Raw genomic sequence first — 24,832 nt, forward strand, 5'->3', positions numbered from 1 at the left:
CTGAAGCTGATTTTTCAGTTTCAGACGGCCTTTTAAATTAGACAATAAGGAAAACTATGATTATCAAACATGCAGAAGGCAGAGACAAAGATCTTGCTGAATTAAATGAGCTCCTAACCTTACCGGATTTAAAATTTGATACACGCAAGCAAATTCAAAGGGAAATTCGTAACATTCAATCCGGTTTAAAAGGGGAACAAGAAGCTGCTTATCAAATTGATTTTCTCTTAAAAGACAAGAAAAATACTTGTATTATTCACGATTTGCGTTTAGAAATTGATGGATATGTCGCACAAATCGACCATTTGATTTTAAATCGAATGATGGAAATCTATGTTTGTGAAAGTAAAAGATTCGGTGAAGGCCTCGCCATTAATGAACATGGTGAATTTTCTGCATTTTATCAAGGTAAACCTTATGGGATTCCTTCTCCTATCGAGCAGAATAAACGCCATATAGCTGTTTTAAAAAAGCTTTTTGATAGCGATATATTAGATATGCCCGTGCGTTTGGGTATCAAAATGAAACCTAGATTGAGAAGCCTAATCTTGGTCGCTAATGTCAGCACAAATTCACCGTCCTAAAAACAAAAGAAACGTTGAACATCTCGATAGAATTATCAAAAATGAGCAATTACAAAAACGTCTTGATAACGATCTAGATCAAACTGGCCTACAAGATGTCATCGGTATCGCAAAAATTATCTCTAGAGAAACATTGTACAATTTTGCCGAAAACCTTGCCGCACTGCATAATCCCTTGGCTGTAAACTGGAAGGCTCGATTTGGTATTCAAGATAATTTAAAACCAATAGAATCAGCCGCCCACGAACAAGTTGATGAGCACATTGAACAAGCGAGTCAAAAAACGCCATCCTTACATTTATTTTGTGCAGCTTGTAAAAAGAGAGTCAGCGAAACTGTTGCTCGGTATTGTTGGCATAACAAAACTCGTTTTGGTGGGAAAGTGTATTGCTTTAATTGCCAAAAGAACATCAAATAGTTAACAAATCTCCACCAAGGCCGTCTGAAATATTGCCTTCATTTCAGACGGCCTCCAACAGCCATTGCGGCAATGCCGCCTTGCGTTTACACACTGTATTCAAACGCTGCTGCCCGTCTTTTTCAAATACCAAATCCACACCACTTTGCAGGCGTAAAATCACGTTGGCAGCATCTTCAATTTTGAAAAAATCAATGTGATGGCGGATTAATTGATTGAGCACAAAATTCAAATTCAGCTTTTCCGGCTGGCCAAATAGCCACGGATGGAGCAGAATCGAACGCCCGCCGTCTAAGCTGCCAAAAGGCAGATGCTCCAAGCGTATTTGGTTCAATATGCCGTCTGAAAAATGAAATTCAATGTTGCCGTAAAGCCAAATATTCAAGCCTTGTTTGACGATTAAGCCTTGAGATGTGCAATCGGGATCGGGAAACATCTGCAAAATCTGTTCGTCGCTTTGGCCGATTTCTATGTAATCAAAACGGCCGGTTTTCAAAAATTCGTGCATATTGACGGCAATGGGGAAATTGAATTTCATGCGCACTACTCCATCGATAAAACGTATGGTGCTTATCTTAAATAAGAATACGAATGAAATCCATTATTATTTAAAAAAGAAATAAAAGGCCGTCTGAAAGATGATGCTCTTTCAGACGGCCTAATCAGCTAAGCTTATTCAAATGCCAAACGGTCGCCGTCGGCGGTTACGTTAATCACGCTCTCCGGTGCATAGCGGCCGGACAACAAGGCTTTGGCCAGCGGATTCTCAATCTCGGCTTGAATAGCACGTTTTAAAGGTCGTGCGCCATACACCGGATCGAAGCCTGCTTGCGCGATGATGTCCAACGCTGCATCAGACACGCGCAAATGCAAGTCTTGCGCTGCCAAGCGTTTTTCCAAACCGCGTAACTGGATTTTGGCAATGCTGCGGATGTGCTCCTGCGCCAAGCCGTGGAACACGACCACTTCGTCAATGCGGTTAATCAGTTCGGGGCGGAAATGCTCTTTCACGTCTTCCATCACCACTTCTTTGAGTGCGTCGTAATCGGCGGTACCCATTTGCTGGATATGCTGGCTGCCGATGTTGGAAGTCATCACCACTACGGTGTTTTTGAAATCCACTGTGCGGCCTTGTCCGTCGGTCAGGCGACCATCGTCCAACACTTGCAGCAAGATATTGAACACATCGGGGTGGGCTTTTTCTACTTCGTCGAGCAGAATCACGCTGTACGGTTTGCGACGTACTTGCTCGGTGAGGTAGCCGCCTTCTTCGTAGCCGACATAGCCCGGAGGCGCACCGATTAAGCGGGCGATGCTGTGTTTTTCCATATATTCCGACATATCAATGCGGATTAAATGGTCTTCGTTGTCAAACAGGAAGCCTGCCAGCGTTTTGCACAATTCGGTTTTGCCCACGCCGGTCGGACCTAAAAACAGGAAGCTGCCGTAAGGTTTGTCCGGGTCTGCCAAACCGCTGCGGCTGCGGCGGATGGCATCGGCAACGGCACGCACGGCTTCGTCTTGGCCGACTACGCGCTGATGCAATACTTCTTCCATTTTCAGCAGTTTTTCACGTTCGCCTTCCATCATTTTCGCCACCGGAATGCCTGTCATACGGGACACGATTTCGGCCACTTCGTCTGCACCGACTTCGGTTCGGAACAGTGTGTTGGCTTTTTTGCCCTGCTGGCTGCTTTCCGCTGCCTGAAGCTGCGCACTCAGTTTCGGTAATTCGCCGTATTCCAGTTCGGACGCTTTGGCATAATCGCCGCTGCGTTTGGCCTGCTCGATTTTCACTTTCAAATCATCGATTTGTTTTTTAATATCCGCCGAACTGGAAGACGCTGCTTTTTCGGCTTTCCAGATTTCGTCCAAATCGGCATATTCTTTTTGCAGGGTATCGATTTCGCTGTCGATCAATTCCAAACGTTTTTTGCTGGCATCGTCGTTTTCTTTTTCGACGTGCATTTTTTCCATTTTCAGCTGGATGATGCGGCGGTCGAGTTTATCCATCTGTTCCGGTTTGGAATCCAGTTCCATCTTGATGCGGCTAGCGGCTTCATCAATCAAATCAATCGCTTTATCGGGCAAGAAACGGTCGGTAATGTAGCGGTCGCTCAATTCAGCAGCGGCAACGATGGCGGGGTCGGTAATGTCGATGCCGTGGTGGATTTCGTAGCGTTCCTGCAAGCCGCGCAAAATGGCAACGGTGTCTTCCACACTCGGCTCGCCCACCAATACTTTTTGGAAACGGCGCTCCAGTGCGGCATCTTTTTCGATGTATTGGCGGTATTCGTCCAAAGTGGTGGCACCGATACAGTGCAGCTCGCCCCGTGCCAGTGCAGGTTTCAGCATATTGCCGGCATCCATTGCACCGTCGGTTTTGCCCGCACCAACCAAAGTGTGTATTTCATCGATGAAAATCAGCGTGTTGCCGTCGTCTTTTGCCAAATCGTTCAACACGGCTTTCAAGCGTTCTTCAAATTCACCACGGTATTTCGCACCGGCAATCAATGCCGCCAAATCCAGCACCAACAAGCGTTTGTTGCGCAGGCTTTCCGGCACTTCGCCATTAACAATCCGTTGCGCCAAACCTTCCACAATCGCCGTTTTGCCCACACCCGGTTCGCCAATCAATACCGGATTGTTTTTGGTGCGGCGTTGCAATACCTGAATTGCCCGACGGATTTCGTCATCACGCCCAATCACCGGGTCGAGTTTGCCGTCTCTGGCACGTTGGGTTAAATCCAAAGTATATTTTTTCAGTGCTTCACGTTGGTCTTCTGCATTGGCATTGTCCACAGTCTGCCCTCCTCTGATGCTGTCAATCGCTGCATTGATATTCTGTTCGGTTGCGCCGGCCTCTTTCAACAATTTGCCGGCGGTATCGTTTTGCTGAACCAGTGCCAATAAAAACAATTCGCTGGCAATATACGCATCGCCGCGCTTCATTGCGGCTTTGTCCATCAGATTTAACACTGCCTGCAATTCACGGCTCGGCAAAATCTCACCGCCGTTGCCCGATACTTTCGGAAAACCGTTTAACAAGGCTTGTAATGCCGTCTTTACCTGCGCTACGTTCACACCGGCATGCGCCAGCAAAGCCGACGCACCGCTGTTTTGATCGTCTAATAATGCTTTTAAAACATGGCCCGCCTCCAAATAGCCGTTGTCTGCGGCCAAGGCCAAGCTTTGACCTTCCTGCAGCGCTTGTTGGAATTTTGCGGTAAGTTTATCGAATCTCATCTTTTGCTTCCTTCTCGTGGAAATATTCTGTTAACCCATATATAAAGCCATCTGTGGATAACTCAATACCAAATTACTCAATTCTGAGAAATATTTATAGTTGATTGTTTTATATGATTTTTTATTATTGGCAACTTTTATCAGTTACAACGAAAAGGCCGTCTGAAAACATTTCAGACGGCATCATTTGAAAAATCTGTTGAACAGGAAAACAAGAAAAATGGCTTCGATAAACATAAGTGAAAAATAAGTACCGTCAGGCCACGAAGGATATTTGTCCATGATTCGGAATATCATCTGCTGATGAAACATAAATAAAATCCAGCCTGAAAGCCAGAAAACCACTTTAGCCAATTTATTCTTTGCGCAATGGTTGGCATAGCCGAGACTAAGCATAAAAGCCGTCGCAAGAGTTGCCAAAAGAATCAGATCATTTTTCATGTTTCAACCTGTATGAATTAACCCGCCGAATCAAAAACATCACAGAATAACCGTCGGGAAAAAGCTGTTGCCATTACCGCAAAATAGCATATCATTTCAATCGAAAATTTCTGACAAAAACACTGTCTGCAAAAATTTGCAGACAGTGTTGTCAATACATATCCGGCTAATGATGGATGGTCGGAATCAAAGCCGAATAGCCGACAGCTATTGACACTGCTGTTTGTGCAGCAAATATCAATACCGGTTTTTTTGCTGATCCGTTTCACTACAATCCGGTAAAAGATACAGACACACAAACCCACTCCGCCCAACGGCATAATTTGCAGCACGCTCAGGCGGATAGACAAGGCTTGATACAGCATATCTGACATGCTCTGCTTTCTACTAGTTTGACAAAGATGTATTTACTGCTCCTCAGACTACCCCAGCAGCAATCGCAGAAACTCCTGACGCAATACCTCTCACGGAGCTAAACAGACCACCAGCAGCTCCGCCAATCACAGCATTGCGAAATCCATCCGGGCTTTTTCCATCACCGGCCAAATACCCATAACCGCCTGCATAGCCGCCCAATACAGCACCAAGTGCAAAAGGCACCTAACCGCCGCTTACCCCTTCCAGTTCATTCTGATTCAGTTCTTTAATCATAATATTAACCTGATTGAAATAAAGTTTAAAACAACAAAAATTGCCAAACAAATAAAAATCACTTTCGCAATTCCTGACCGTAAGAGTTTTTCAATATGTGAAAATTTTGCACACAATTATTTTGTTTTGAAAAAAGGTATTTTTTTTATAAATAAAACCATAACGGGTAAACAAATCTTAATTTTTTATCTGTCCGCGTATATTGCTGCCTATACCGCCCTTAACCGCAGCCATGTATAATTCTGCTCACAATCAATCTTATTTTTCAGACGGCATGTTTTTACCGCCGCCTTTGCTTTATTTATTCCGAAGAAAGTTTGTTTACCATGACCAAAAAACGTGTTCTCACCGGCGTAACCACCACCGGCATTCCCCACTTGGGCAATTATGTGGGCGCCATCCGTCCGGCCATCCGCGCCGCTCAAGCCGATGATACCGAATCTTTCCTGTTTCTCGCCGATTACCACGGCATCATCAAGTGCCACGATCCCGAAATGATTCACGAATCGACCCAAGCCGTGGCCGCCACTTGGCTTTCGTGCGGACTTGACCCCGATCGCACCACGTTTTACCGCCAAAGCGACATTCCCGAAATCATGGAATTAAACTGGATTCTGACCTGCATTACCGCCAAAGGACTGATGAACCGTGCGCACGCCTATAAAGCCGCCGTACAGGCAAACTTGGAAAACGGTCAGGAAGACCAAGATTTCGGCGTGGAAATGGGTTTATACAGCTACCCGATTCTGATGACCGCCGATATTTTGATGTTTAAAGCCAACGAAGTGCCTGTCGGCCGCGACCAAATCCAACACGTCGAAATGGCACGGGATATTGCCGGCCGCTTCAACCACCGCTTCAAAGAACTGTTTGTTTTGCCTGAAGTCAAAATCGATGAAAACGTCGAACTCTTGGTCGGTTTGGACGGCAGAAAAATGTCCAAATCCTACGGCAACACCATTCCGCTGTGGGAAACCGACAAAAAAACCCAAAAATCGGTCAATAAAATCATCACCAATATGAAAGAACCCGGCGAGCCGAAACAGCCCGATGAAAGCCCGCTGTTTGAAATCTACAAAGCCTTTGCCACGCCGTCTGAAACCGCAGCATTCACCCAAATGCTGGCAGACGGTCTGGCATGGGGCGAAGCCAAAAAACTGCTGGCGGCAAAAATCAATGCCGAATTGGCCGAGCCGCGCGAACGCTACAACGAACTGACCGCCAATCCGGCGCAAATCGAAGACATTCTACAGGCCGGTGCCGCCAAAGCCCGCAAAGAAGCGCGCGTCCTGCTGGACGAAGTGCGCGATGCTGTGGGTATCCGTGCATTGAAATAAAAGTTTGAACGTGGCAAAGGCCGTCTGAACAATCGATTTGATTTTCAGACGGCCTTTTAGCCACGAAAGCTTTTAAGGAATAAAAGTGCTGTTTCGCAACAATCCCTTATTTATGGCTACACAACAGCAAGATTTAATATTGCGAATGCAGCAACACATTCACAAACCTTCAGGCTGAAAATGCTATAATCCGCGGTATTGACGTTTACAGGCAGACGATTATGCAAACTTGGCACGATGCCATCGGTGCGGAAAAAGAGCAGCCCTATTTCCAACACATTATCGAAGCGGTTAAGCAAGAGCGGCAATCGGGTCGGGTGATTTATCCGCCGGCGGCTGATGTGTTTAATGCGTTTAAGGCGACCGAATTTCATCAGGTGAAAGTGGTGATTTTGGGACAAGACCCGTATCACGGTGCGGGTCAGGCGCACGGCTTGTCGTTTTCGGTTCGGCCGGATATTCAGATTCCGCCTTCTTTGGCCAACATTTATAAGGAATTGTCCATCGACATCGAAGGCTTTCAAATTCCGCAACACGGCTATTTGCAGCATTGGGCAGAACAAGGTGTGTTGCTGCTCAATACCGTGTTGACCGTTCGCGCCGGACAGGCGCATTCGCACGCGCCTTTGGGTTGGGAACGGTTTACCGACCGCGTGATTGCCCGGCTTAATGAGCACCGCGAGCATATCGTGTTTATGCTGTGGGGCAGTCACGCCCAGAAAAAAGGGGCGTTTATCAACCGAAACCGTCATTTGGTGTTGACCGCGCCGCATCCCTCGCCGCTTTCTGCTTATCGCGGCTTTTTCGGTTGCCGCCATTTCTCGCAAGCCAATGCGTATTTAAAGGCGCAAGGCTTGGCGGAAATTGATTGGCAGGTTTAATCTCAATATAAATATAAAGGCCGTCTGAAGATTCAGACGGCCTTTATATTGTCTATATTTACGCCAAGAATAATTGATAGGCTTGGTTATCCGTTTCGTCCTGATACACATAACCCAAGCTGTCTAAAAATTCATTAAACGCGGCTTCATCAGCAGGCGGCACATCAATACCGACCAAAATACGACCGTAATCCGCGCCGTGGTTACGGTAGTGGAACAAGGTAATATTCCAGCCGCCTTGCATGTGGTTCAGGAAGCGTGCCAATGCGCCCGGGCGTTCCGGAAATTCAAAGCTGACCAAGCGTTCGTTTTCCACTTTGTCAGTGCGGCCGCCAACCATATAGCGGATGTGGATTTTGGAAATTTCATCGTTGGTCAAATCTACATTCGGCAAACCGGCATCGTTGAGCTGCGCGTGAATGGTCGCCAAATCGCGTGAACCGGCGGTTTGCAGGCCGACGAACACATGGGCTTTGTTTTCATTGCCGTAGCGGTAGTTGAATTCGGTGATGTTGCGGTTGCCCAGCAAATCGATAAACTTGCGGAAGCTGCCCGGCTCTTCAGGAATGGTTACCCCGAAAATACCTTCGTTGCCCTCGCCCAATTCGCTGCGCTCGGAAACGTGGCGCAGACGGTGGAAATTCATGTTGGCGCCGCTGGTAACAGCAATCAAAGTTTGGTTTTGCGCGCCGTTGCGGGCGATGTAGGCTTTCAAGCCGGCCAGGGCCAGCGCACCGGCAGGCTCCATAATGCTGCGCGTGTCGTCAAAAATATCTTTAATCGCGCCGCAAATGGCATCGGTATCGACCGTAATCACGCCATCGAGCAATTCTTTGCACAAGCGGAAAGTTTCTTTACCCACCACTTTCACCGCCGTGCCGTCTGAAAACAGTCCGACATCTTTCAGCGGCACGATTTTGCCTTCTTCAATCGACTGCTTCATGCAGCAAGAATCATCGGTTTGCACACCGATAACTTTAATATCAGGGCGCACTTGTTTGATAAACGCCGCCACCCCGGCCGCCAAACCGCCGCCGCCAACCGGCACAAACACGGCATCGATTTTATCCGCACGCTGGCGCACGATTTCCATACCCACCGTGCCTTGTCCGGCAATCACATCGGGATCGTCAAACGGCGCGATGTAGGTTAGGCCGTCTTTTTTCGCCAATTCCATCGCGTAATCGTAAGCATCGTTATACGACACGCCTTTCAACACCACTTCGCCACCGCGGTTTTTCACCGCATCGATTTTGATTTGCGGCGTGGTTTCCGGCATCACGATGACCGCACGGCAGCCCAAACGGTGTGCCGACAATGCCACACCTTGCGCATGGTTGCCCGCCGAAGCCGCAATCACACCGCAGGCCAAGGTTTCTTTGGATAATTTGGCCATTTTGTTGTAGGCACCGCGAATCTTGAATGAAAACACCGGCTGCAAGTCTTCACGCTTAAGCAGGATATTATTGTTCAGACGGCCTGACAAACCACGGGCAGGCTCCAACGGGGTTTCCACCGCAACATCGTACACAGAAGCGGTTAAAATACGAATCAGATAATCGGAATAAAAAGAGCGGGTATTCATGTTTTATCTATTATAATCAACTGTTTAAAAATAATTACGCCATCGCCGTCGGAATTTTCGCCAAACTTTGCGAACAAAACAGCGAAAAGGTAAAACCATACCCTTCAGGCCGTCCGAACGCAAGAAAAATCTTAGCAAATCAAGGCCGAATCGGTATAATGTGCGACTGTCCTTTAGCGGCCGTCTGAATAATCGGCTTTCTATCCTGCTGATTTTTAGCCGGTTGTTGCGATTCAACTTCATGCAACTGCACGGTTCAGTTTTTCAGACGGCCTTTTTTTACACATTACGCCAATCAATATTGATACGCCCGAGTTATGAAAAAAACGCTCTTCAGCCTGACCTTGGCTGCCTTATTAAGCAGCCACACCTTGGCCGCGCCGCAACCTGCCGCCAATGCCGCATCCGCACCGGCCGAGCAGGCCGCTTCCGCCGCGCAACCGGAAATCTTGATGCCGAGCATCAACAGCCCGACCACACTGCCGGAAATCGCGGCCACCGCCTTTATCGTGAAAGATTTATACAGCAATCAAATTTTGGCTTCCAACAATCTCGATACCAAAATCGAGCCGGCTTCATTAACCAAAATGATGACCGCCTACCTGACCTTCAAAGCCTTGGAAAACGGCACCTTAAAAGCCGATCAAATGCTGACCGTGTCCGACCAAGGCTGGAAAATCGAAGGCTCGCGCATGTTCCTCAACCCGAATGTGCCGGCCAGCGTCAGCGATTTGATTAAAGGCATGGTGATTCAATCCGGCAACGATGCCGCCATTACCTTGGCCGAAGCGATGGGCAACGGTTCGGTGGAAGAATTCGTCAAACAAATGAACAACGAAGCCAAGCTTTTGGGCATGAACAACACCCATTTCAACAACCCGACCGGCCTGCCTTCAGACGGCCATGTTTCCACCGTCAACGACTTGGCTTTGCTGTCGGCCGCATTGATTAAAAACTTCCCGAAATACTATCCCGTATTCTCGATTAAATCGTTTAAATACAACAATATCGAGCAACCCAACCGCAACCTGTTGCTCTACCGCGACCCTAACGTTGATGGTTTGAAAACCGGCCATACCGAAAGCGCCGGCTACAATTTGGCGGCCTCCAGCAAACGCAACGGCCGCCGCATTGTGTCGGTTGTAGTCGGCACCGAATCCATTGAAGCACGCGCAACCGAGAGCGGAAAACTGTTAAACTGGGCATTGCAAGCCTTTGATACACCGAAGCTTTACAACGCTAACGAAGCCATTTCGCAAGTAAAAGTGTATAAAGGCGCGGCCAACGCCGTCAACATCGGTTTTGTCGATGAAACCTACATCACCATTCCGCACGACACCGGCAGAAGCCTGAAACCGATTTTAGAAACCGTGCAGCCCGTATTGGCGCCGATTGAAAAAGGCCAAATCTTAGGCAAACTCAAGCTGATGAAAGACAACGAAGTCGTGGCCGAAAAAGATGTGGTCGCGCTCAACAGTGTTGCCGAAGGCAGCTGGTTCAGCCGCACATGGGACAGCATTGTCTTGTGGTTTAAAACCACATTCGGCGGCAGCGTAGCCGATAAACCCGCTTCGTCTGACAAGCCCAAAACCGCACCCGCTCAAGCCAGCGAACCTGCCGCAACACCTGCATCACAAGCCGCTAGCCAAGCCGCATCAGCCGCAGAACCTGTTGCCGCTTCCGCAGCCGGCACCGACATGCCTGAAGCCGCTTCTGCTGCTTCCATGCCAAGCAACAACGCAGCCGGCGTTTCTGCTCCTGCCGCAGCATCTGCAACAAAATAAGTTTTAGATTTCGCCATGAAACAAGGCCGTCTGAACAGATATGTTTCAGACGGCCTTGTGTTGTAGATGAATTCTTGAATCCAAACAATAGCGGTGTTGGGATACCCTCTTGTAGGTCGGATTCTTGAATCCGACAATTTTTCACATTGAACAAATATTTCCTCAAAGCAAACAAATGTCGGATACAAGTATCCGAACAGTTTAATCATCATAATCAAGCGCAAGCTCAACATTACCACCGCCCCAGTTCAACGGATAAATGCCTTGTTTTACACAACGATGAAAAGTAGAAAATTCCCAATCAGCGGCTTGGGCGGCATAGCCATGCTTTACAGGATTAAAATGAACATAATCGAAATGTTGGGCAAAATCCAATTCATCTCGAATTAAATGCTCCCAAAAACGGTTTTGCCACAATTTGACATGATTCCCCACCAAATATTGACTTTGCCGTTTAATCTGCCGCCAACGCTCCGAAAAATTGACATCATTACAATTTTTACATAAATGATAACGTTTGATTTGCCGGGCTAATGGAAGTATCCTTCATTTGTTAATAACATTGTTGAAACCTTGTTTAGTCGCATTATCCATTTTTCTGTAAACAGATTTTGGAATAAAACGGCTATCTTACAATTTACTTTTTTACCTCATAATTTGCAAATTTCTATCATAACTTCAGAATCTTAATAAAAATTTGATTTCACTCCGCCCCAAACAATAATCCTTCCTTAATCCCCCGAATCCTATCCCGCAACACTGCCGCTTCTTCAAACTGCAAATCTCTCGCCGCTTGCTGCATCTGTTTCTCCAGCTTGGCAATTTCTTTAATCGCGTCTTCTTCGGTGTGAATCTCACCAACTTTAACTTTGCCTTTGTTTTTCAGACGGCCTTTGCCTTTAGTATCGGCTTCTTCGTGGTACACGCCGTCAATGATGTCTTTAACCTGTTTTTTAATCTGCTGCGGTACGATGCCGTGTTCCGCGTTGAATTTAATCTGTTTTTCGCGGCGGCGTTCGGTTTCGTCTATGGCTGCTTTCATGGAGTCGGTGATTTTGTCGGCATACAGTATGGCGACGCCGTTTACGTTGCGGGCGGCACGGCCTATGGTTTGAATCAGGCTGCGGTGGCTGCGCAGAAAGCCTTCTTTGTCGGCATCGAGAATGGCGACCAGCGACACTTCGGGAATATCCAAGCCTTCGCGCAGCAGGTTGATGCCGACGAGTACGTCAAAGAGCCCGAGGCGTAAATCCCTAATGATTTCAACGCGTTCCACGGTGTCGATGTCGCTGTGCAGATAACGTACCTTGATGCCGAGTTCGCTGTAATAGTCGGTGAGTTGTTCCGCCATGCGTTTGGTTAGGGTGGTTACGAGGGTGCGTTCGCCTTTTCGGATGCGGTCGTTGATTTCGCTCATTAAGTCATCGACTTGGGTGGCGACGGGACGGATGACGATTTGCGGATCGACCAATCCTGTGGGGCGGACGACTTGTTCGACAACCTGCCCTGCGTGTTCTTCTTCGTATTTGGCCGGGGTGGCGGAAACGAAGATGGTTTGCGGCATGACTTTTTCAAATTCGTGGAATTTGAGCGGGCGGTTGTCGCGGGCGGAAGGCAGACGGAAGCCGTAATCCACTAGGTTTTGTTTGCGGCTGGCATCACCTTTGTACATGCCGCCGATTTGGGTTACGGTAACGTGGCTTTCGTCGATGAACATGATGGCGTTGTCGGGCAGGTAGTCCATCAGGGTGGGCGGCGGTTCGCCTTCTTTTTTGCCGGAGAAGTGGCGGGAATAGTTTTCAATGCCTTTGCAGAAACCCATTTCGTAAAGCATTTCTAAGTCAAAACGGGTACGCTGTTCGATGCGTTGTTGTTCTACGGGACGTTGTTCGCGGGCAAAAAATTCGATGCGTTCGCGCAATTCTGCTTTGATGCCTTCGCAGGCGCGCAAAACGGTGTCGCGCGGGGTAACGTAATGGCTGGACGGGAAGACGGTGTAGCGTCCTACCCGTTGCAGATTGCCGCCTGTAAGCGGGTCGAACAAATCAAGGCGGTCGATCTCGTTGTCAAACAAACTGATGCGTAACGCGCTCTCCGAGCTTTCCGCCGGATACACGTCAATCACGTCGCCGCGCACGCGGAACGAGCCGCGTTTGAAATCCATTTCGCCGCGTTCGTACTGCATAGACACCAGCGTGGAAATGATGTCGCGCTGCTCAAGCGTATCGCCTTCTTTGACGGACAACACCATTTGTTTATATTCGGTCGGGTCGCCGATACCGTAAATGGCGGACACGGTGGCGACGATAATCACGTCGTCGCGCGTCATCAGGTTTTTGGTGGCGGAAAGGCGCATTTGCTCGATGTGTTCGTTAATCGCGCTGTCTTTTTCAATGAACAAATCGCGGCTGGGCACATAGGCTTCGGGCTGGTAATAATCATAGTAAGATACGAAATATTCCACCGCGTTTTCAGGGAAAAACTCGCGCATTTCGGCATAAAGCTGCGCCGCCAGCGTTTTGTTGTGCGCCATGATGATGGCGGGGCGGCCGCTTTGCGCAATCACATTGGCCATGGTGTAGGTTTTGCCCGAACCGGTTACGCCCAGCAACGTTTGGTAGGCAAGGCCGTCTGAAAGCCCCTCCAGCAAACCGGCAATTGCAGTCGGCTGGTCGCCTGCAGGCGGGAACGGCTGATGAAGTTTGAAAGGTGAATTGTCGTATTGGATGACTTGCATTTCAGACGGCCTTGTCATAATTTCGAGAACGCATCATTATAGCAAAAAGGCCGTCTGAATAATGCTTGGAATCAGAGATAAAACGCAACGGGTATTAATGGATTAACATAAAATTCCCCATATATTATAAATAGATAAATGGTGAATTTTAAGATTTGGCGGTTTTAATGCTCCTTTTCATGATTTCAGCCTAGTTTTGCCAAAGCCTGAAAAATAACGTAAACCTGCTTTCCTAGTTTCCATTTACTTATCATGTGCTTCGATGCCCTCCCTGCCTCAGAAAGGAAATGAAAAATATTTTGCTGAGTTTTTCGGCACATTCTGATTGGTGTTCGGCGGCTGTGTGGCAGCACGGTTTTGGCGGCAACTTATCCGAAACCGGGTATCGGTTTTGCCGGTGTATCTCCGGCATTCGGTCCGACTGTTTTGGCCACGACTTATGCAGTCGGGCACATTTCAGGCTGCCACTTCAACCCTGCGGTATCTATGGGATTGTTTGTGGACGGTTGTCTCAACCCTAAAGATTTGCTGCTTACATCATTAGCGAACACTCGCCGAACAGCTATGACATGATGGTTGCGTTGCTGATTGAAGTGGTATTGGCCGCATTCTTAATTATCATGGCTTAGGCCGACCGCCGCGCGCCTGCGGTTTCCCGCTAATCGCCATCGGTTTGGCTTTGCTCCTGATTCACTTAATCAGCATTCCGCTAACCAATACTTTAACCCTGCTCGTTCTACCGGCGTGGCTTTGTTCCAACACGGTTGGGCTGTTGAGCAATTGCGGCTGTTCTGGATGGCACCGATTATCGGTGGCGGCATCAGTACGGCAATTTGCCGTTTCGTATTATCGAACGACAAAGAATAATTTTACAGGGACAATGCCCATAGTTATCACCCATACAGCCGCATGAAAGTGCGGCTGTATTTTTTTCAGACGGCCTATTACAATAGCGGCTGATATTCTCTGATAAACAGAAAGCAGATATGCAAACCTTACCTTTCCAAGCAAACATCGCCGAGCGTATGCTCATCGGCACTGAAAACGAAACCATCCACCCTGATGCGCAATTTATCGAAACGACCAACGGCTATTGGATTGCGTGGCACGATGGCATCGCCGCCCTTCTCGCACCGGATACCCCGCCTGATATTCCGTGTTTCTGGGTAGAGGGCGCTGACAGCTTGACCGAACTGGCGGCCTTAGTCGAAAACGGCGAATTTGACGAAGTAGAAGAATTTGACGGCAACGACGACGCCTGGCACGAAGCGGTTGCCGGTTGCGGCAGCCATGACCACGAAGACCATTGCGGACACCGACACTGATGAAACCCAATACCTTGATTTTTCCGCTCATCGTATCGTTTACCTTGAGCGGTTGCGTGGTGGGCGCGGCTGCCGATTTAGCAGCCACCACTGTTTTGACCGCAGGCAAATTGGCGGTAAAGGGCACCGGTGCATTAATTAACGCCGCTATCCCCGATGGTGACGACGAAAAAAAAGAAAAGAAAAAATCACGCAAAGAAAAGCGGAAAGAAAAAGCTGCCGAGCAACCGACCTACAGCCGGCCGCAAAACAGTCCTTACCCTTATCAGCCGAATACGCCGGTTGTTTACCAAACAAACCATCCGGCACAAACCACGCCACAGCCTCGCTACATCACCATTGATGAGTACGGCAATGCACACGAAACAACCGCACCTTATTCCATTCGGCGGCCAAGCTATATGATTGAGCAGGAATATTAATCCGCCATGAGACAGGCCGTCTGAAAGATTCAGACGGCCTTTTGATTTTATAGATAAATACGTTCCACATTTCACATATAAGATTTTAATAAATATATAAAAAATGCCGCCTGAAACCATTTTCAGACGGCCTTGCTTCATCATTGATACATCAGCATTAAGCGGCAAAGCGTTTAGCCACTTCATCCCAATTCACGATTTCCCAGAAACCTTTCAGGTAGTTAGGACGGCTGTTGCGGTAGTCGATGTAGTAAGCATGTTCCCATACGTCACAAGTCAGTAACGGGGTATTTTCAGTAGTCAACGGAGTTGCTGCGTTAGAAGTCGATACCAAATCCAACTCGCCGGCAGGAGTTTTCACCAACCAAGCCCAGCCTGAACCGAAAGTACCTGCCGCGCAAGCATTGAATGCCTCTTGGAATGCTTCAAAGCCGCCCCATTTGGCATCAATGGCTGCAGCCAATTCGCCCGCAGGTTTTTGTTGGCCTTTAGGCGTAAAACCCAGCCAGTAGAAAGTGTGGTTCCAAGTTTGAGCTGCGTTGTTAAACACACCGCCTGAAGATTTTTTCACGACTTCTTCCAAAGGCATTTCTTCAAATTCAGTGCCTTTGATTTGGTTGTTCAGATTGGTGATGTAGGTTTGATGGTGTTTGCCGTAATGGTATTCCAACGTTTCTTTAGACAGATGTGGCTCCAGAGCGTCCAAAGCGTATGGCAATTCAGGCAGTTTGTGTTCCATGTTGATACTCCTATTGATTGATATGAATTATCTTTTGGTTGTGCACATTACCCTTGAAAAGGTAATGCCCCTTATTCTACCTGTCTCGGCTTTAAAAAACCAATTAAACTTATACTGCGATATAATAGCAATCTCTTATTCAAAGCATTTTTGGGGGGATGAAACACCATGAATGATTATCTTGACATGCCGTCTGAAGACCGTGAAGTCACGGCTTTGGCCTTGCCGCCGCATTCGATGGAAGCCGAGCAATCGGTTTTGGGCGGCCTGCTTTTGGAAAACGCAGCATGGGACAGAATCGCAGATATCGTCACCGGCGAAGACTTCTACCGCCACGAACACCGCCTGATTTTCCGCGCCATCGCCATGTTGGTGAACGAAAGTCGTCCGGCCGACGTGATTACCGTGCAGGAAGCCTTAGAGCGCAATGACGAACTCGAAGCAGCAGGTGGTTTCAATTACCTGATTACCCTCGCACAAAACACCCCTTCCGCCGCCAATATCCGCCGCTACGCCGAAATCGTGCGCGAACGCTCCATCATGCGCCAACTGGCCGAAGTCGGCACGGAAATCGCCCGCAGCGCCTACAATCCGCAAGGGCGCGATGCAGGGCAATTACTCGATGAAGCCGAAAACAAAGTGTTCCAAATCGCCGAAAGCACCGCAAAATCCAAACAAGGCTTTTTAAGCATGCCTGATGTGTTGGACGAAGTAGTCGCTAAAATCGACATGCTCTATTCGCGTGAAAACCCCGAAGAAGTCACCGGCATATCCACCGGCTTTATCGATTTGGACAAAAAAACTTCCGGCCTGCAACCGGGCGATTTGATTATCGTCGCCGGCCGCCCATCTATGGGTAAAACCGCATTTTCCATCAATATCGCCGAACACGTTGCCGTTGAAGCACAATTACCCGTTGCCGTCTTCTCAATGGAAATGGGTGCCGCGCAATTGGTAATGCGCGTATTAAGCTCCGTCGGCCGCGTCGACCAGCAGGTTTTGAAAACCGGCAACCTGCAAGACCAACATTGGCTCAATTTCAACGAAGCCGTGATTAAGCTTACCAACGCGCCGATGTATATTGACGAAACACCGGGGTTGACGGCGCTCGAACTGCGCGCCCGCGCCCGCCGCTTGGCCCGCCAGTTTAACGGCAAACTGGGCTTAATCGTGATCGACTACCTGCAATTGATGTCCGGCTCCGGCCGCTCCGACAACCGCGCGTCTGAATTGGGTGAAATCTCCCGCTCGCTCAAAGCCCTGGCAAAAGAATTACAAGTGCCGGTGATTGCGCTGTCACAGTTAAGCCGTACCGTTGAGCAACGTACCGACAAACGCCCGATGATGTCCGACTTGCGCGAATCCGGCGCCATCGAGCAGGATGCCGACCTGATTATGTTTATGTACCGTGACGAATACTACAATCCTGAATCACCGCTCAAAGGCTTGGCCGAATGCATTATCGGCAAACACCGTAACGGCCCAACAGGGAAAGTCCACCTCACTTGGATGGGACAATTCACCAAGTTCGACAACGCTGCCTACATTCCCGACTCCGCATTGATGGAAGATTGAGACAGATTACCCCGACAAACTAAGCGTTTTTCATATTTTATTAGGCAATGCTTGGCAATATCGTTTAGAATGAAATACGCGTAACGCACATATAAACAAATATAAAACCAAGCACTACCCGCACATTACCGATAAACTTCCGCCAAACTTACCGATACTCATGCACGCCAAACAACAAGGTTTTACCCTTATCGAACTGCTGGTCGTGATTGCCATCATCGCAATCATGGCCGTCATCGCCCTTCCCAACATGAGCCAATGGATCGCATCGCGACGCGTGGCCAGCAACGCGGAACAAATCGCCAATCTTCTGCGCTTTGCCCGCAGCGAAGCCGTTCGCCTGAATCTTCCGGTTTATATTTGTCCGGTTCAAATTAAAAAAGACGGTAAATCTAACGGTAGCTGTAACGCCAGTTTCAGCAACCAAGGTTTGATGGCTTTTGCCGATGCAGATAAAAACAAACAATATGAGCGCGCCAACGATATTCAATTACGCGCCATCATCTTAAACAGCAAAAACAACGATCGCGTAACCCATAGCTATTATACCTACCCTTTTAGTGGCAGTAAAACCTCGGACAACATCACCCGCTGGACTTTCCTACCCAACGGCAATTTTGTCCGTTGGAATAAATCGCCTTCTGCGACAGATAATTTCCCGACACCTAGCGGTTACACTCAAATTATCTTAACCGATTCCCGTGCAAGCAGCGATGATGACAAAAAAGCTCGCGCCGGTGTATTGTTTATCGATGGCAGCGGCCGTGTAGAAATCTGCGCAAAATCCGACTCGCGTGATATTTGCCAATATTCCGAAAAATAACAATATGAAAACAACGACATCACTCTTTTCTTTTCAGCAGCAAGGCCGTCTGAAAGCCACTCAACAAGGTATGACTTTGATTGAAGTCTTGATTTCCATGTTTGTACTGGCCATCGGCATTCTTGCCTTACTTTCTGTACAATTGCGTGCCGTCTCCAGTGTTCGAGAAGGGGAAACACAAACAATCGTTTCTCAAATTACGCAGAATTTAATTGAAGGTATGCTGATTAATCCGGTTTTATCGGCAGAGACTGATAGCTCCGGTGCGGAAACCGGTCGAATGCTGAAATCTTATAGTCACTATCTTATTGATAACAGTCAAAATGTGAATGGATCATATAAAGATAATGGGCAAATGACAAAGCAAGAGCTGGCAACTGCACAAATCGCTTCATTTTCAAATGCATTATCAACAGCCCTGCCTGATGCAAAATTTCATTTTGCCATTTGTAGAGACAGTTCCGGCAGAGAGCCTACTTATGAAGGTTCATTCAATGCTCGTTGCAATAACTCAGGAGATACCATAGTTAAAGTATTATGGTTAATTGATGCCGAAGAAGAGCAAAACGGCAACGATTTAAAAAGCTCAGGAAATTTTATTGTTTATACTCATCAGTCACGCGTTACGGAATAAAAATGAAAAATAAACGCTCTACTTTTGCTCGCCCGCCCAAAATGCAAGGCTTCAGCCTGATTGAATTTTTGGTTGCCAGCGCCTTAAGCATGATTGTTTTAATGGCAGTCACTTCAACTTATTTTACCGCCCGTAATCTCAATAATGCAGCAACTTCACGTTTAAGCGTCCAGCAGGATTTGCGCGGTGCCGCTACTTTGCTGAGCCGCGATGCACGTATGGCAGGCAGTTTTGGCTGTTTCAATATGGCTGACTATACAGGTAATACAGTAATAACCGATGATTCCAATGCTTCTTTTACCTTACGCAGCAATATTGTTAACGGTAAGATGGTTCCGATTACAGAAGGTAAAGTGAATTATCCAGGTTTTTCCCCGTTATCTAAGAATAATGCATTAATCTTTCAATATGGGATAGATGCCACTGGCAGCAATGCCAATGTCGCCAGCAGCTGCAATAAGATCGCCAAAAGCGCCGGCATTACAGACTTAACGACGGCAAAATCAGCTTTAAAAATCACAGGTGATGAAACAAATGGGGCTATTTCAATGTTACAGCATGTCGTTTCCGCTTATGCTGTTGGCTCTTTTAATAACCAAGCAGGCCTCTATCGTTTCCAACTGAATCATGAAACCGGTAACTGGGGAGATCCACAGCTTTTGATGAAAGATGTTCAATCAATGAATATCAATTATTTTTATATAGATAATACCGATGCCTGTAGAAATCTGGCTGCCTCTACCACCAGCCAAGAAACCTTTACACGTAAAGATACTTTGCGAACAAATACAGCAGCATCCACAGATGGAACCACACCCGCATTAATTCAAATCCAATTGGGTACAGACAATGCCACTGCCTATAACATTGAAGCTTCGGTAAGAGGAGGCAACGTATGCGCAAATCACGCTATTTAAATAATTTTGCACCCCAGTCTGCTCAGCATGGCTATGCACTCTTCATCGTGTTGATGATTATGATCGTTATTGCACTGCTGGTAGTAACGGCGGTGCAATCATATAATACTGAACAACGAATCAGTACCAATGAAGCAGATAGAAAATTAGCACTTAGCTTGGCTGAAGCAGCTTTACAAAAAGGCGAAGACAAAATTCTAGAGTTTGACGGTAAAAAAGTTACTTTTAAAGCTAATTGTCTTGGCATGATTGGTAACAAAGAAACAAAAGGTCTCTGCGCAACACCTGATGCTATGGTTCCAACAGGAAGTAGCAATGCGATAGAAGTAGAAAGCTCGACAGGCAATGCATGGGAACGCATGGCTGACAAAAAACTGTATATTGACGAAAACGGCCAACCCGTCGATATTCAAGCTGAAAATGTCAGCAAAACACCTGTGTATATCATAGAATACATCAGCACTAATCCTTCTCAAGGCAGCACCATTTACCGTGTAACTGCCAAAGCATGGGGTAAAAACAATAATACTGTCGTTATGCTTCAGTCTTACGTAGCGAATGAATAACATGAAAAATAATCAAGGCTTTACTTTAGTTGAATTGATGATTACTGTTGCCATTATCGGTATTTTGGCAACTATTGCCCTACCTTCTTATAATCGTTATATCGAACGTGGCTATTTGGCACAAGCCCATTCAGATTTGATAGGTGTAAATAACCAAATTAAAACCAAACTGGTTAAAAATCCATCATTAGATCTTTCAACTGAACTAACGGCCTTTAAAGGCAACCCCAAAAGTTATGGTGTTGATAATGAATTGGTTAAACGATATGAATTTGATGGGCGCTTGGAAAATGAAGGTAAAAGCCGTCGTTACAGTCTTTCAGCAAAACCCATTTACAGTGGTTACACACTATCTATCCAGATGGATAGCTTAGGTAATGCTATAAAATGTAAACAGCCTAATTTTACAGCCTGTGAACCTATCTCAAATAAAAAGTAATAAATAAACGCCAAGGCCGTCTAGAATAATTCAGACGGCCTAATTTTACGATTTTAATTCTTCAATGCTTTGATTTAGCTGACTTATCTATTTAATCATGTTTTTATTAAAAGCTAAATAAATCCTTTCTAAAATAATACAGAACAAAATCAGCAAACTAAAAAGCCCGCAAATAAATGCGGGCTTTTTAGTTTAAGTTCTTAGCGTTTTTTGCCGGTTACAGTAGCAACAGCCAAGTTTTCATTACGTTTCAAAGAAACGCTTTCAACGCCTTCTGGGAATTTAATATCTGACAAGTGCAAAATGTCACCGGCCACAACAGAAGCACAATCCAACTCCAAGAATGCAGGAATGTTAGCAGGCAAAGCGTAAACTTCTACTGAAGTGTTCAACAGAGAAACGCGGCCACCTTGCAATTTGATTGCTTGAGAGTTTTCTGCGTTAACCACGTGCAATGGTACACGGATACGGATTTTTTGATCGGCTTTAACAGCTTGGAAGTCGATGTGTTGAACTTGTTGACGGAATGGGTGCATTTGGAAATCACGCACGATAACGTCTTGAGTTTTACCGTCCAAGGTCAATTTGATCAAAGCAGTGTGGAAAGATTCTTTTTCCAATGCGTAGTACATAGTTTTATGATCTACTGCAATTGCCACAGCCTCTTGGCCTTCACCGTACAAGATGGCAGGGATTTGACCTTCGCGGCGCAGGCGGCGGCTCGCACCAGTGCCTTGATCTTCGCGAACTGTAGCTTGAATTTCGTATGACATAATAAAAATACTCCAATTAGATTAAAAATATCGTCATCGGCCGCGACCAGCTTAAGACGATTGAGTTTATGGCAGCAAAATGCCGCCAAAGGTTGTAGTCACTTCTTCATTGAAAAGATAGGACACAGATTCTTCATTACTGATACGGCGAACCGTTTCAGCCAGCAAACCGGCAATAGTCACTTGACGGATGCGATCGCAATTTTTCGCCTCTTCCGACAAAGGAATAGTATCGGTTACCACCACCTGATCAATGTCAGATGATGAAATACGCTCTACGGCAGAGCCGGAGAATACAGGATGCGTGGCATAAGCCAACACACGTTCAGCACCACGCTCTTTCAATGCAGAAGCGGCTTTGCATAAGGTATTGGCGGTATCGATCATATCATCAATAATCAAACAGGTGCGACCTTGAATATCGCCGATGATGTTCATTACTTCGGCAACGTTGGCTTTAGGACGACGTTTGTCGATAATTGCCAAGTCCACATTCAATGCTTTGGCTACCGCACGAGCCCGCACAACGCCACCAATATCAGGACTGACAACAGTCAGGTTTTCAATGCGTTGCTGTGCAATGTCATTCAACAAAACCGGTGTGGCATAAATATTGTCCACCGGAATATCAAAGAATCCTTGGATTTGGTCCGCATGCAAGTCGACAGTCAACACGCGGTCGATACCGGCTGAATACAACATATTGGCAACCAATTTAGCCGAAATCGGTACACGAACCGAACGCGGGCGACGGTCTTGGCGGGCATAGCCGAAATAAGGAATTGCGGCAGTGATACGGCCGGCGGAAGCGCGTTTCAAAGCATCAGCCATGGTCAGAATTTCCATCAGATTGTCATTGGTTGGCGCACAAGTCGGCTGCAAAATGAATACATCGCGACCGCGTACATTTTCCAATAATTCAATGGCTACTTCACCATCGGAGAATTTGCTTACATTCGCCTCACCCAAAGAAATATCCAAGTGTTTCACAACACGTTGGGCTAAATCGGGATTGGCATTACCGGTAAATACCATCAAACTATCATATGCGGCCATATCATTTTCACCTGATTTTGTATTCAAACATTGCTCAGAAAACATCTTGCTTTCCTCTGCTTTGTACATTGACGTTAAGGCCGGTATTATACGCAAATTAGCGCGTAAACCCAAGGATTCAGCAGATAAATTCGTCAATTTACAACATAAAAAAGCGTGTAAGAAAACTTACACGCTTTTATTTGGCTGGGGAGGAAGGATTCGAACCTTCGCATGCTGGAATCAAAATCCAGTGTCTTAACCGCTTGACGACTCCCCAATAAAGGTAGGTGGCTGGGGAGGAAGGATTCGAACCTTCGCATGCTGGAATCAAAATCCAGTGTCTTAACCGCTTGACGACTCCCCAACAAAGTGTGGGTGGCTGGGGAGGAAGGATTCGAACCTTCGCATGCTGGAATCAAAATCCAGTGTCTTAACCGCTTGACGACTCCCCAACTGGCTCACTTATACATGAAACAAAGGATGAACAGCTAAGCCTTCAACACAATATGCTTCATATACTTTAGAAACTTGTTGGTATATATTTTCCGCTTCTTCTTGATGCCGACATGGAACAAATACACACGCGCCGGAACCGGTCATTAATGCGTTACCATGCTTCGATATCTCAAGATAAGCCTTCCAGACTTCAGGGTATTCCTGAAATACCACCGCCTGCATATCATTGCGAAACGGCTGCAATGCTTGGAAAGCAGGCATTATGCTTGGTTTGGAATCGCGTGTCAAGTGAGGATGGGAAAAAATTTTGCCGGTCGCCACATGCACATCAGGCTTCACGATAACATACCATTGTTTTGGCACATCTATTTCGATTAATTTCTCACCGACACCCCGTGCAAATGCATTACGCCGGAAGATAAAAAACGGCACATCCGCACCCAATGTTACGCCCAAATCAATCATCTCTTGCTCGCCCAAACCACATTGCCATAATCGGTTTAACGCCAGCAAAACAGTTGCCGCATCCGAGCTGCCGCCGCCCAATCCGCCGCCCATCGGAATCTTTTTTTCCAACCAAATATCCACTCCACCGGCAGATTGGGCATGCACTTTCAGTGCAGCAGCGGCCCGATAGGCCAAATCCTGCTCTTGCGTCACACCTTCGACAGGCGTGTGCAGCAAAATCCGGCCGTCATCGCGCAACGCCAGATAAACGGTGTCATACAAACCGATCAGGCAAAAGATGCTTTCCAATTCATGATAACCATCCGCCCTGCGGCCGGTAATGCGCAAATCCAAGTTTAATTTAGCCGGTGCCAAAAAAGCTTGCGCATGCTTCGGAATGTTCATACAGCCTCCTTAAGTACGGGCAGCGCATTGTTGTTGTGTAGTCGGCTCCGGCCGGGTATTCATTTCATCAAACACCAGCCGCACGCTTAATTTTGCGTTTTCCAATAACAATATGCGTGCCTGCCCCGTTTGATTAAGCGTTCGACTGATGATCCAGTCGAATTGCTGCAAACGACCGTCTGAAAGCAATTGATATGGTGCCTCGGCGACACGTTTACCATTCGCCCAAATGTGCAGATATTGCACCGGTAATTCAAAACCCAATAGCTGCCGGCTTAATTGTGCGGCGGTTTGTGCGTGATAAACCTGTCCTTTATTGTCCACCGCCAATACACCCTGCTTGTCTTGGCACAATTGGCCGACCGTATTGCCCAACGGTGTATTTACATTGATGGTTTGCACTTGGTTTTGATACGCCCAATCAAAATTGGCATACGAACCTTTACCGTCTATTTTTACCGCCAAGCGGCCTTCTGCGGTAAAGTCGCTTGTGTTGTCTGCTTGCGGCCAACCGTTTTGCTGCGGCATATTGGGTTGGGCACACGCCGCCAATACCAAGACTGCCAAAGTAGAACCATATAATTTGAACTTCATCATCACTCCGAATTG

At 47.1% G+C, this 24,832-nt stretch carries 24 protein-coding genes, 3 tRNA genes and 2 pseudogenes; 14 read left to right on the forward strand and 15 right to left on the reverse strand.

Features of this window, described 5'->3' with window-relative positions; genetic code table 11:
• The first annotated feature begins 56 nt into the window (after nucleotides 1-56).
• Both H4O27_RS13110 and H4O27_RS13115 read left to right on the forward strand, forming a co-directional pair.
• Nucleotides 57-584, forward strand: a complete 528-nt coding sequence (locus H4O27_RS13110) for a nuclease-related domain-containing protein (RefSeq protein WP_165008870.1) — start codon at nucleotides 57-59, stop codon at nucleotides 582-584.
• Nucleotides 559-1,002, forward strand: coding sequence for a hypothetical protein (locus H4O27_RS13115; protein ID WP_165008872.1), 444 nt, complete (start codon nucleotides 559-561; stop codon nucleotides 1,000-1,002). Before H4O27_RS13110 ends, H4O27_RS13115 begins: the two co-directional genes overlap by 26 nt.
• 43 nt (nucleotides 1,003-1,045) lie before the next feature.
• Here the strand turns inward: H4O27_RS13115 and H4O27_RS07485 are convergent, their stop codons facing one another.
• The 4 genes from H4O27_RS07485 to H4O27_RS07500 form a co-directional block, all read right to left on the reverse strand.
• Nucleotides 1,046-1,540: a hypothetical protein gene (locus tag H4O27_RS07485; RefSeq protein ID WP_165008874.1), complete on the reverse strand. Its 495-nt coding sequence runs from the start codon at nucleotides 1,538-1,540 to the stop codon at nucleotides 1,046-1,048.
• Nucleotides 1,541-1,674: 134 nt separating this feature from the next.
• Nucleotides 1,675-4,248 carry an ATP-dependent chaperone ClpB gene (gene clpB, locus H4O27_RS07490; protein ID WP_165008876.1) on the reverse strand — a complete coding sequence of 858 codons (2,574 nt, stop codon included), beginning with the start codon at nucleotides 4,246-4,248 and terminating at the stop codon, nucleotides 1,675-1,677.
• A 183-nt stretch (nucleotides 4,249-4,431) separates the two neighbouring features.
• On the reverse strand, nucleotides 4,432-4,689 hold the full coding sequence (locus H4O27_RS07495; RefSeq protein ID WP_165008878.1) for a hypothetical protein: 258 nt from the start codon (nucleotides 4,687-4,689) through the stop codon (nucleotides 4,432-4,434).
• A gap of 17 nt (nucleotides 4,690-4,706) precedes the next feature.
• Nucleotides 4,707-5,063: a hypothetical protein gene (locus tag H4O27_RS07500; protein WP_165008880.1), complete on the reverse strand. Its 357-nt coding sequence runs from the start codon at nucleotides 5,061-5,063 to the stop codon at nucleotides 4,707-4,709.
• A gap of 603 nt (nucleotides 5,064-5,666) precedes the next feature.
• Between H4O27_RS07500 and trpS the strand changes: the two genes are divergently transcribed.
• Both trpS and ung read left to right on the forward strand, forming a co-directional pair.
• The gene (trpS, locus tag H4O27_RS07505; protein ID WP_165008882.1) at nucleotides 5,667-6,677 is read left to right on the forward strand and encodes a tryptophan--tRNA ligase; all 1,011 of its coding nucleotides are present in this window, start codon (nucleotides 5,667-5,669) and stop codon (nucleotides 6,675-6,677) included.
• A 221-nt stretch (nucleotides 6,678-6,898) separates the two neighbouring features.
• Entirely contained in the window at nucleotides 6,899-7,558 is a 660-nt protein-coding gene (gene ung, locus H4O27_RS07510; RefSeq protein WP_165008884.1) for a uracil-DNA glycosylase, read from the forward strand.
• A gap of 58 nt (nucleotides 7,559-7,616) precedes the next feature.
• On the opposite strand, the gene ilvA is transcribed toward ung, so the two are convergent.
• A complete protein-coding gene (gene ilvA / locus H4O27_RS07515; protein WP_165008886.1) occupies nucleotides 7,617-9,143 on the reverse strand; it encodes a threonine ammonia-lyase, biosynthetic in 1,527 nt (508 codons plus the stop codon).
• 317 nt (nucleotides 9,144-9,460) lie between these two features.
• Here ilvA and H4O27_RS07520 point away from each other — a divergent pair.
• A pseudogene (locus H4O27_RS07520) lies at nucleotides 9,461-10,687 on the forward strand (D-alanyl-D-alanine carboxypeptidase family protein); the annotation flags it as partial.
• Nucleotides 10,688-11,128: 441 nt separating this feature from the next.
• On the opposite strand, the pseudogene H4O27_RS07525 reads toward H4O27_RS07520, so the two are convergent.
• Both H4O27_RS07525 and uvrB read right to left on the reverse strand, forming a co-directional pair.
• A pseudogene (locus tag H4O27_RS07525) lies at nucleotides 11,129-11,419 on the reverse strand (transposase); the annotation flags it as partial.
• A 211-nt stretch (nucleotides 11,420-11,630) separates the two neighbouring features.
• Entirely contained in the window at nucleotides 11,631-13,664 is a 2,034-nt protein-coding gene (gene uvrB, locus H4O27_RS07530) for an excinuclease ABC subunit UvrB (protein WP_165008890.1), read from the reverse strand.
• A 357-nt stretch (nucleotides 13,665-14,021) separates the two neighbouring features.
• On the opposite strand from uvrB, the gene H4O27_RS13120 reads away from it, so the two are divergent.
• The 3 genes from H4O27_RS13120 to H4O27_RS13460 all read left to right on the forward strand — a co-directional run bounded on the left by H4O27_RS13120 (nucleotide 14,022) and on the right by H4O27_RS13460 (nucleotide 15,411).
• Nucleotides 14,022-14,237, forward strand: a complete 216-nt coding sequence (locus tag H4O27_RS13120) for an aquaporin (protein ID WP_226883381.1) — start codon at nucleotides 14,022-14,024, stop codon at nucleotides 14,235-14,237.
• A 413-nt stretch (nucleotides 14,238-14,650) separates the two neighbouring features.
• Entirely contained in the window at nucleotides 14,651-14,989 is a 339-nt protein-coding gene (locus H4O27_RS07540) for a general secretion pathway protein GspG (protein ID WP_165008892.1), read from the forward strand.
• Complete coding sequence (locus H4O27_RS13460; RefSeq protein WP_308806037.1) at nucleotides 14,989-15,411, forward strand: NF038104 family lipoprotein; 423 nt, start codon at nucleotides 14,989-14,991, stop codon at nucleotides 15,409-15,411. Before H4O27_RS07540 ends, H4O27_RS13460 begins: the two co-directional genes overlap by 1 nt.
• A 157-nt stretch (nucleotides 15,412-15,568) precedes the next feature.
• On the opposite strand, the gene H4O27_RS07550 is transcribed toward H4O27_RS13460, so the two are convergent.
• Entirely contained in the window at nucleotides 15,569-16,150 is a 582-nt protein-coding gene (locus H4O27_RS07550) for a superoxide dismutase (protein WP_165008894.1), read from the reverse strand.
• Between the two features lie 168 nt (nucleotides 16,151-16,318).
• On the opposite strand from H4O27_RS07550, the gene dnaB reads away from it, so the two are divergent.
• The 6 genes from dnaB to H4O27_RS07580 all read left to right on the forward strand — a co-directional run bounded on the left by dnaB (nucleotide 16,319) and on the right by H4O27_RS07580 (nucleotide 21,104).
• Nucleotides 16,319-17,725: a replicative DNA helicase gene (gene dnaB, locus H4O27_RS07555; protein WP_165008896.1), complete on the forward strand. Its 1,407-nt coding sequence runs from the start codon at nucleotides 16,319-16,321 to the stop codon at nucleotides 17,723-17,725.
• Nucleotides 17,726-17,885: 160 nt separating this feature from the next.
• On the forward strand, nucleotides 17,886-18,548 hold the full coding sequence (locus H4O27_RS07560) for a GspH/FimT family pseudopilin (protein WP_165008898.1): 663 nt from the start codon (nucleotides 17,886-17,888) through the stop codon (nucleotides 18,546-18,548).
• Between the two features lie 4 nt (nucleotides 18,549-18,552).
• The gene (pilV, locus tag H4O27_RS07565; RefSeq protein WP_193004229.1) at nucleotides 18,553-19,182 is read left to right on the forward strand and encodes a type IV pilus modification protein PilV; all 630 of its coding nucleotides are present in this window, start codon (nucleotides 18,553-18,555) and stop codon (nucleotides 19,180-19,182) included.
• Between the two features lie 2 nt (nucleotides 19,183-19,184).
• On the forward strand, nucleotides 19,185-20,099 hold the full coding sequence (locus tag H4O27_RS07570; protein ID WP_193004231.1) for a PilW family protein: 915 nt from the start codon (nucleotides 19,185-19,187) through the stop codon (nucleotides 20,097-20,099).
• Nucleotides 20,078-20,665, forward strand: a complete 588-nt coding sequence (locus tag H4O27_RS07575; RefSeq protein WP_165008900.1) for a pilus assembly PilX family protein — start codon at nucleotides 20,078-20,080, stop codon at nucleotides 20,663-20,665. Before H4O27_RS07570 ends, H4O27_RS07575 begins: the two co-directional genes overlap by 22 nt.
• A 1-nt stretch (nucleotide 20,666) precedes the next feature.
• Complete coding sequence (locus H4O27_RS07580) at nucleotides 20,667-21,104, forward strand: type IV pilin protein (RefSeq protein WP_165008902.1); 438 nt, start codon at nucleotides 20,667-20,669, stop codon at nucleotides 21,102-21,104.
• Between the two features lie 200 nt (nucleotides 21,105-21,304).
• On the opposite strand, the gene H4O27_RS07585 is transcribed toward H4O27_RS07580, so the two are convergent.
• The 7 genes from H4O27_RS07585 to lolB all read right to left on the reverse strand — a co-directional run bounded on the left by H4O27_RS07585 (nucleotide 21,305) and on the right by lolB (nucleotide 24,817).
• Nucleotides 21,305-21,877 carry a 50S ribosomal protein L25/general stress protein Ctc gene (locus H4O27_RS07585; RefSeq protein WP_165008904.1) on the reverse strand — a complete coding sequence of 191 codons (573 nt, stop codon included), beginning with the start codon at nucleotides 21,875-21,877 and terminating at the stop codon, nucleotides 21,305-21,307.
• Nucleotides 21,878-21,943: 66 nt separating this feature from the next.
• A complete protein-coding gene (locus H4O27_RS07590) occupies nucleotides 21,944-22,933 on the reverse strand; it encodes a ribose-phosphate pyrophosphokinase (RefSeq protein WP_193004233.1) in 990 nt (329 codons plus the stop codon).
• Nucleotides 22,934-23,116: 183 nt separating this feature from the next.
• Nucleotides 23,117-23,192: transfer RNA gene (locus H4O27_RS07595), tRNA-Gln, on the reverse strand.
• Nucleotides 23,193-23,203: 11 nt separating this feature from the next.
• Nucleotides 23,204-23,279: transfer RNA gene (locus H4O27_RS07600), tRNA-Gln, on the reverse strand.
• 12 nt (nucleotides 23,280-23,291) lie between these two features.
• Nucleotides 23,292-23,367: transfer RNA gene (locus H4O27_RS07605), tRNA-Gln, on the reverse strand.
• A 10-nt stretch (nucleotides 23,368-23,377) separates the two neighbouring features.
• Nucleotides 23,378-24,223: a 4-(cytidine 5'-diphospho)-2-C-methyl-D-erythritol kinase gene (gene ispE, locus H4O27_RS07610; RefSeq protein WP_165008908.1), complete on the reverse strand. Its 846-nt coding sequence runs from the start codon at nucleotides 24,221-24,223 to the stop codon at nucleotides 23,378-23,380.
• A 9-nt stretch (nucleotides 24,224-24,232) separates the two neighbouring features.
• Nucleotides 24,233-24,817 carry a lipoprotein insertase outer membrane protein LolB gene (gene lolB / locus H4O27_RS07615; RefSeq protein WP_165008958.1) on the reverse strand — a complete coding sequence of 195 codons (585 nt, stop codon included), beginning with the start codon at nucleotides 24,815-24,817 and terminating at the stop codon, nucleotides 24,233-24,235.
• Nucleotides 24,818-24,832: the final 15 nt, after the last annotated feature.

The sequence above is a fragment of the Neisseria yangbaofengii genome, from assembly GCF_014898075.1.
GTDB lineage: Bacteria > Pseudomonadota > Gammaproteobacteria > Burkholderiales > Neisseriaceae > Neisseria > Neisseria yangbaofengii.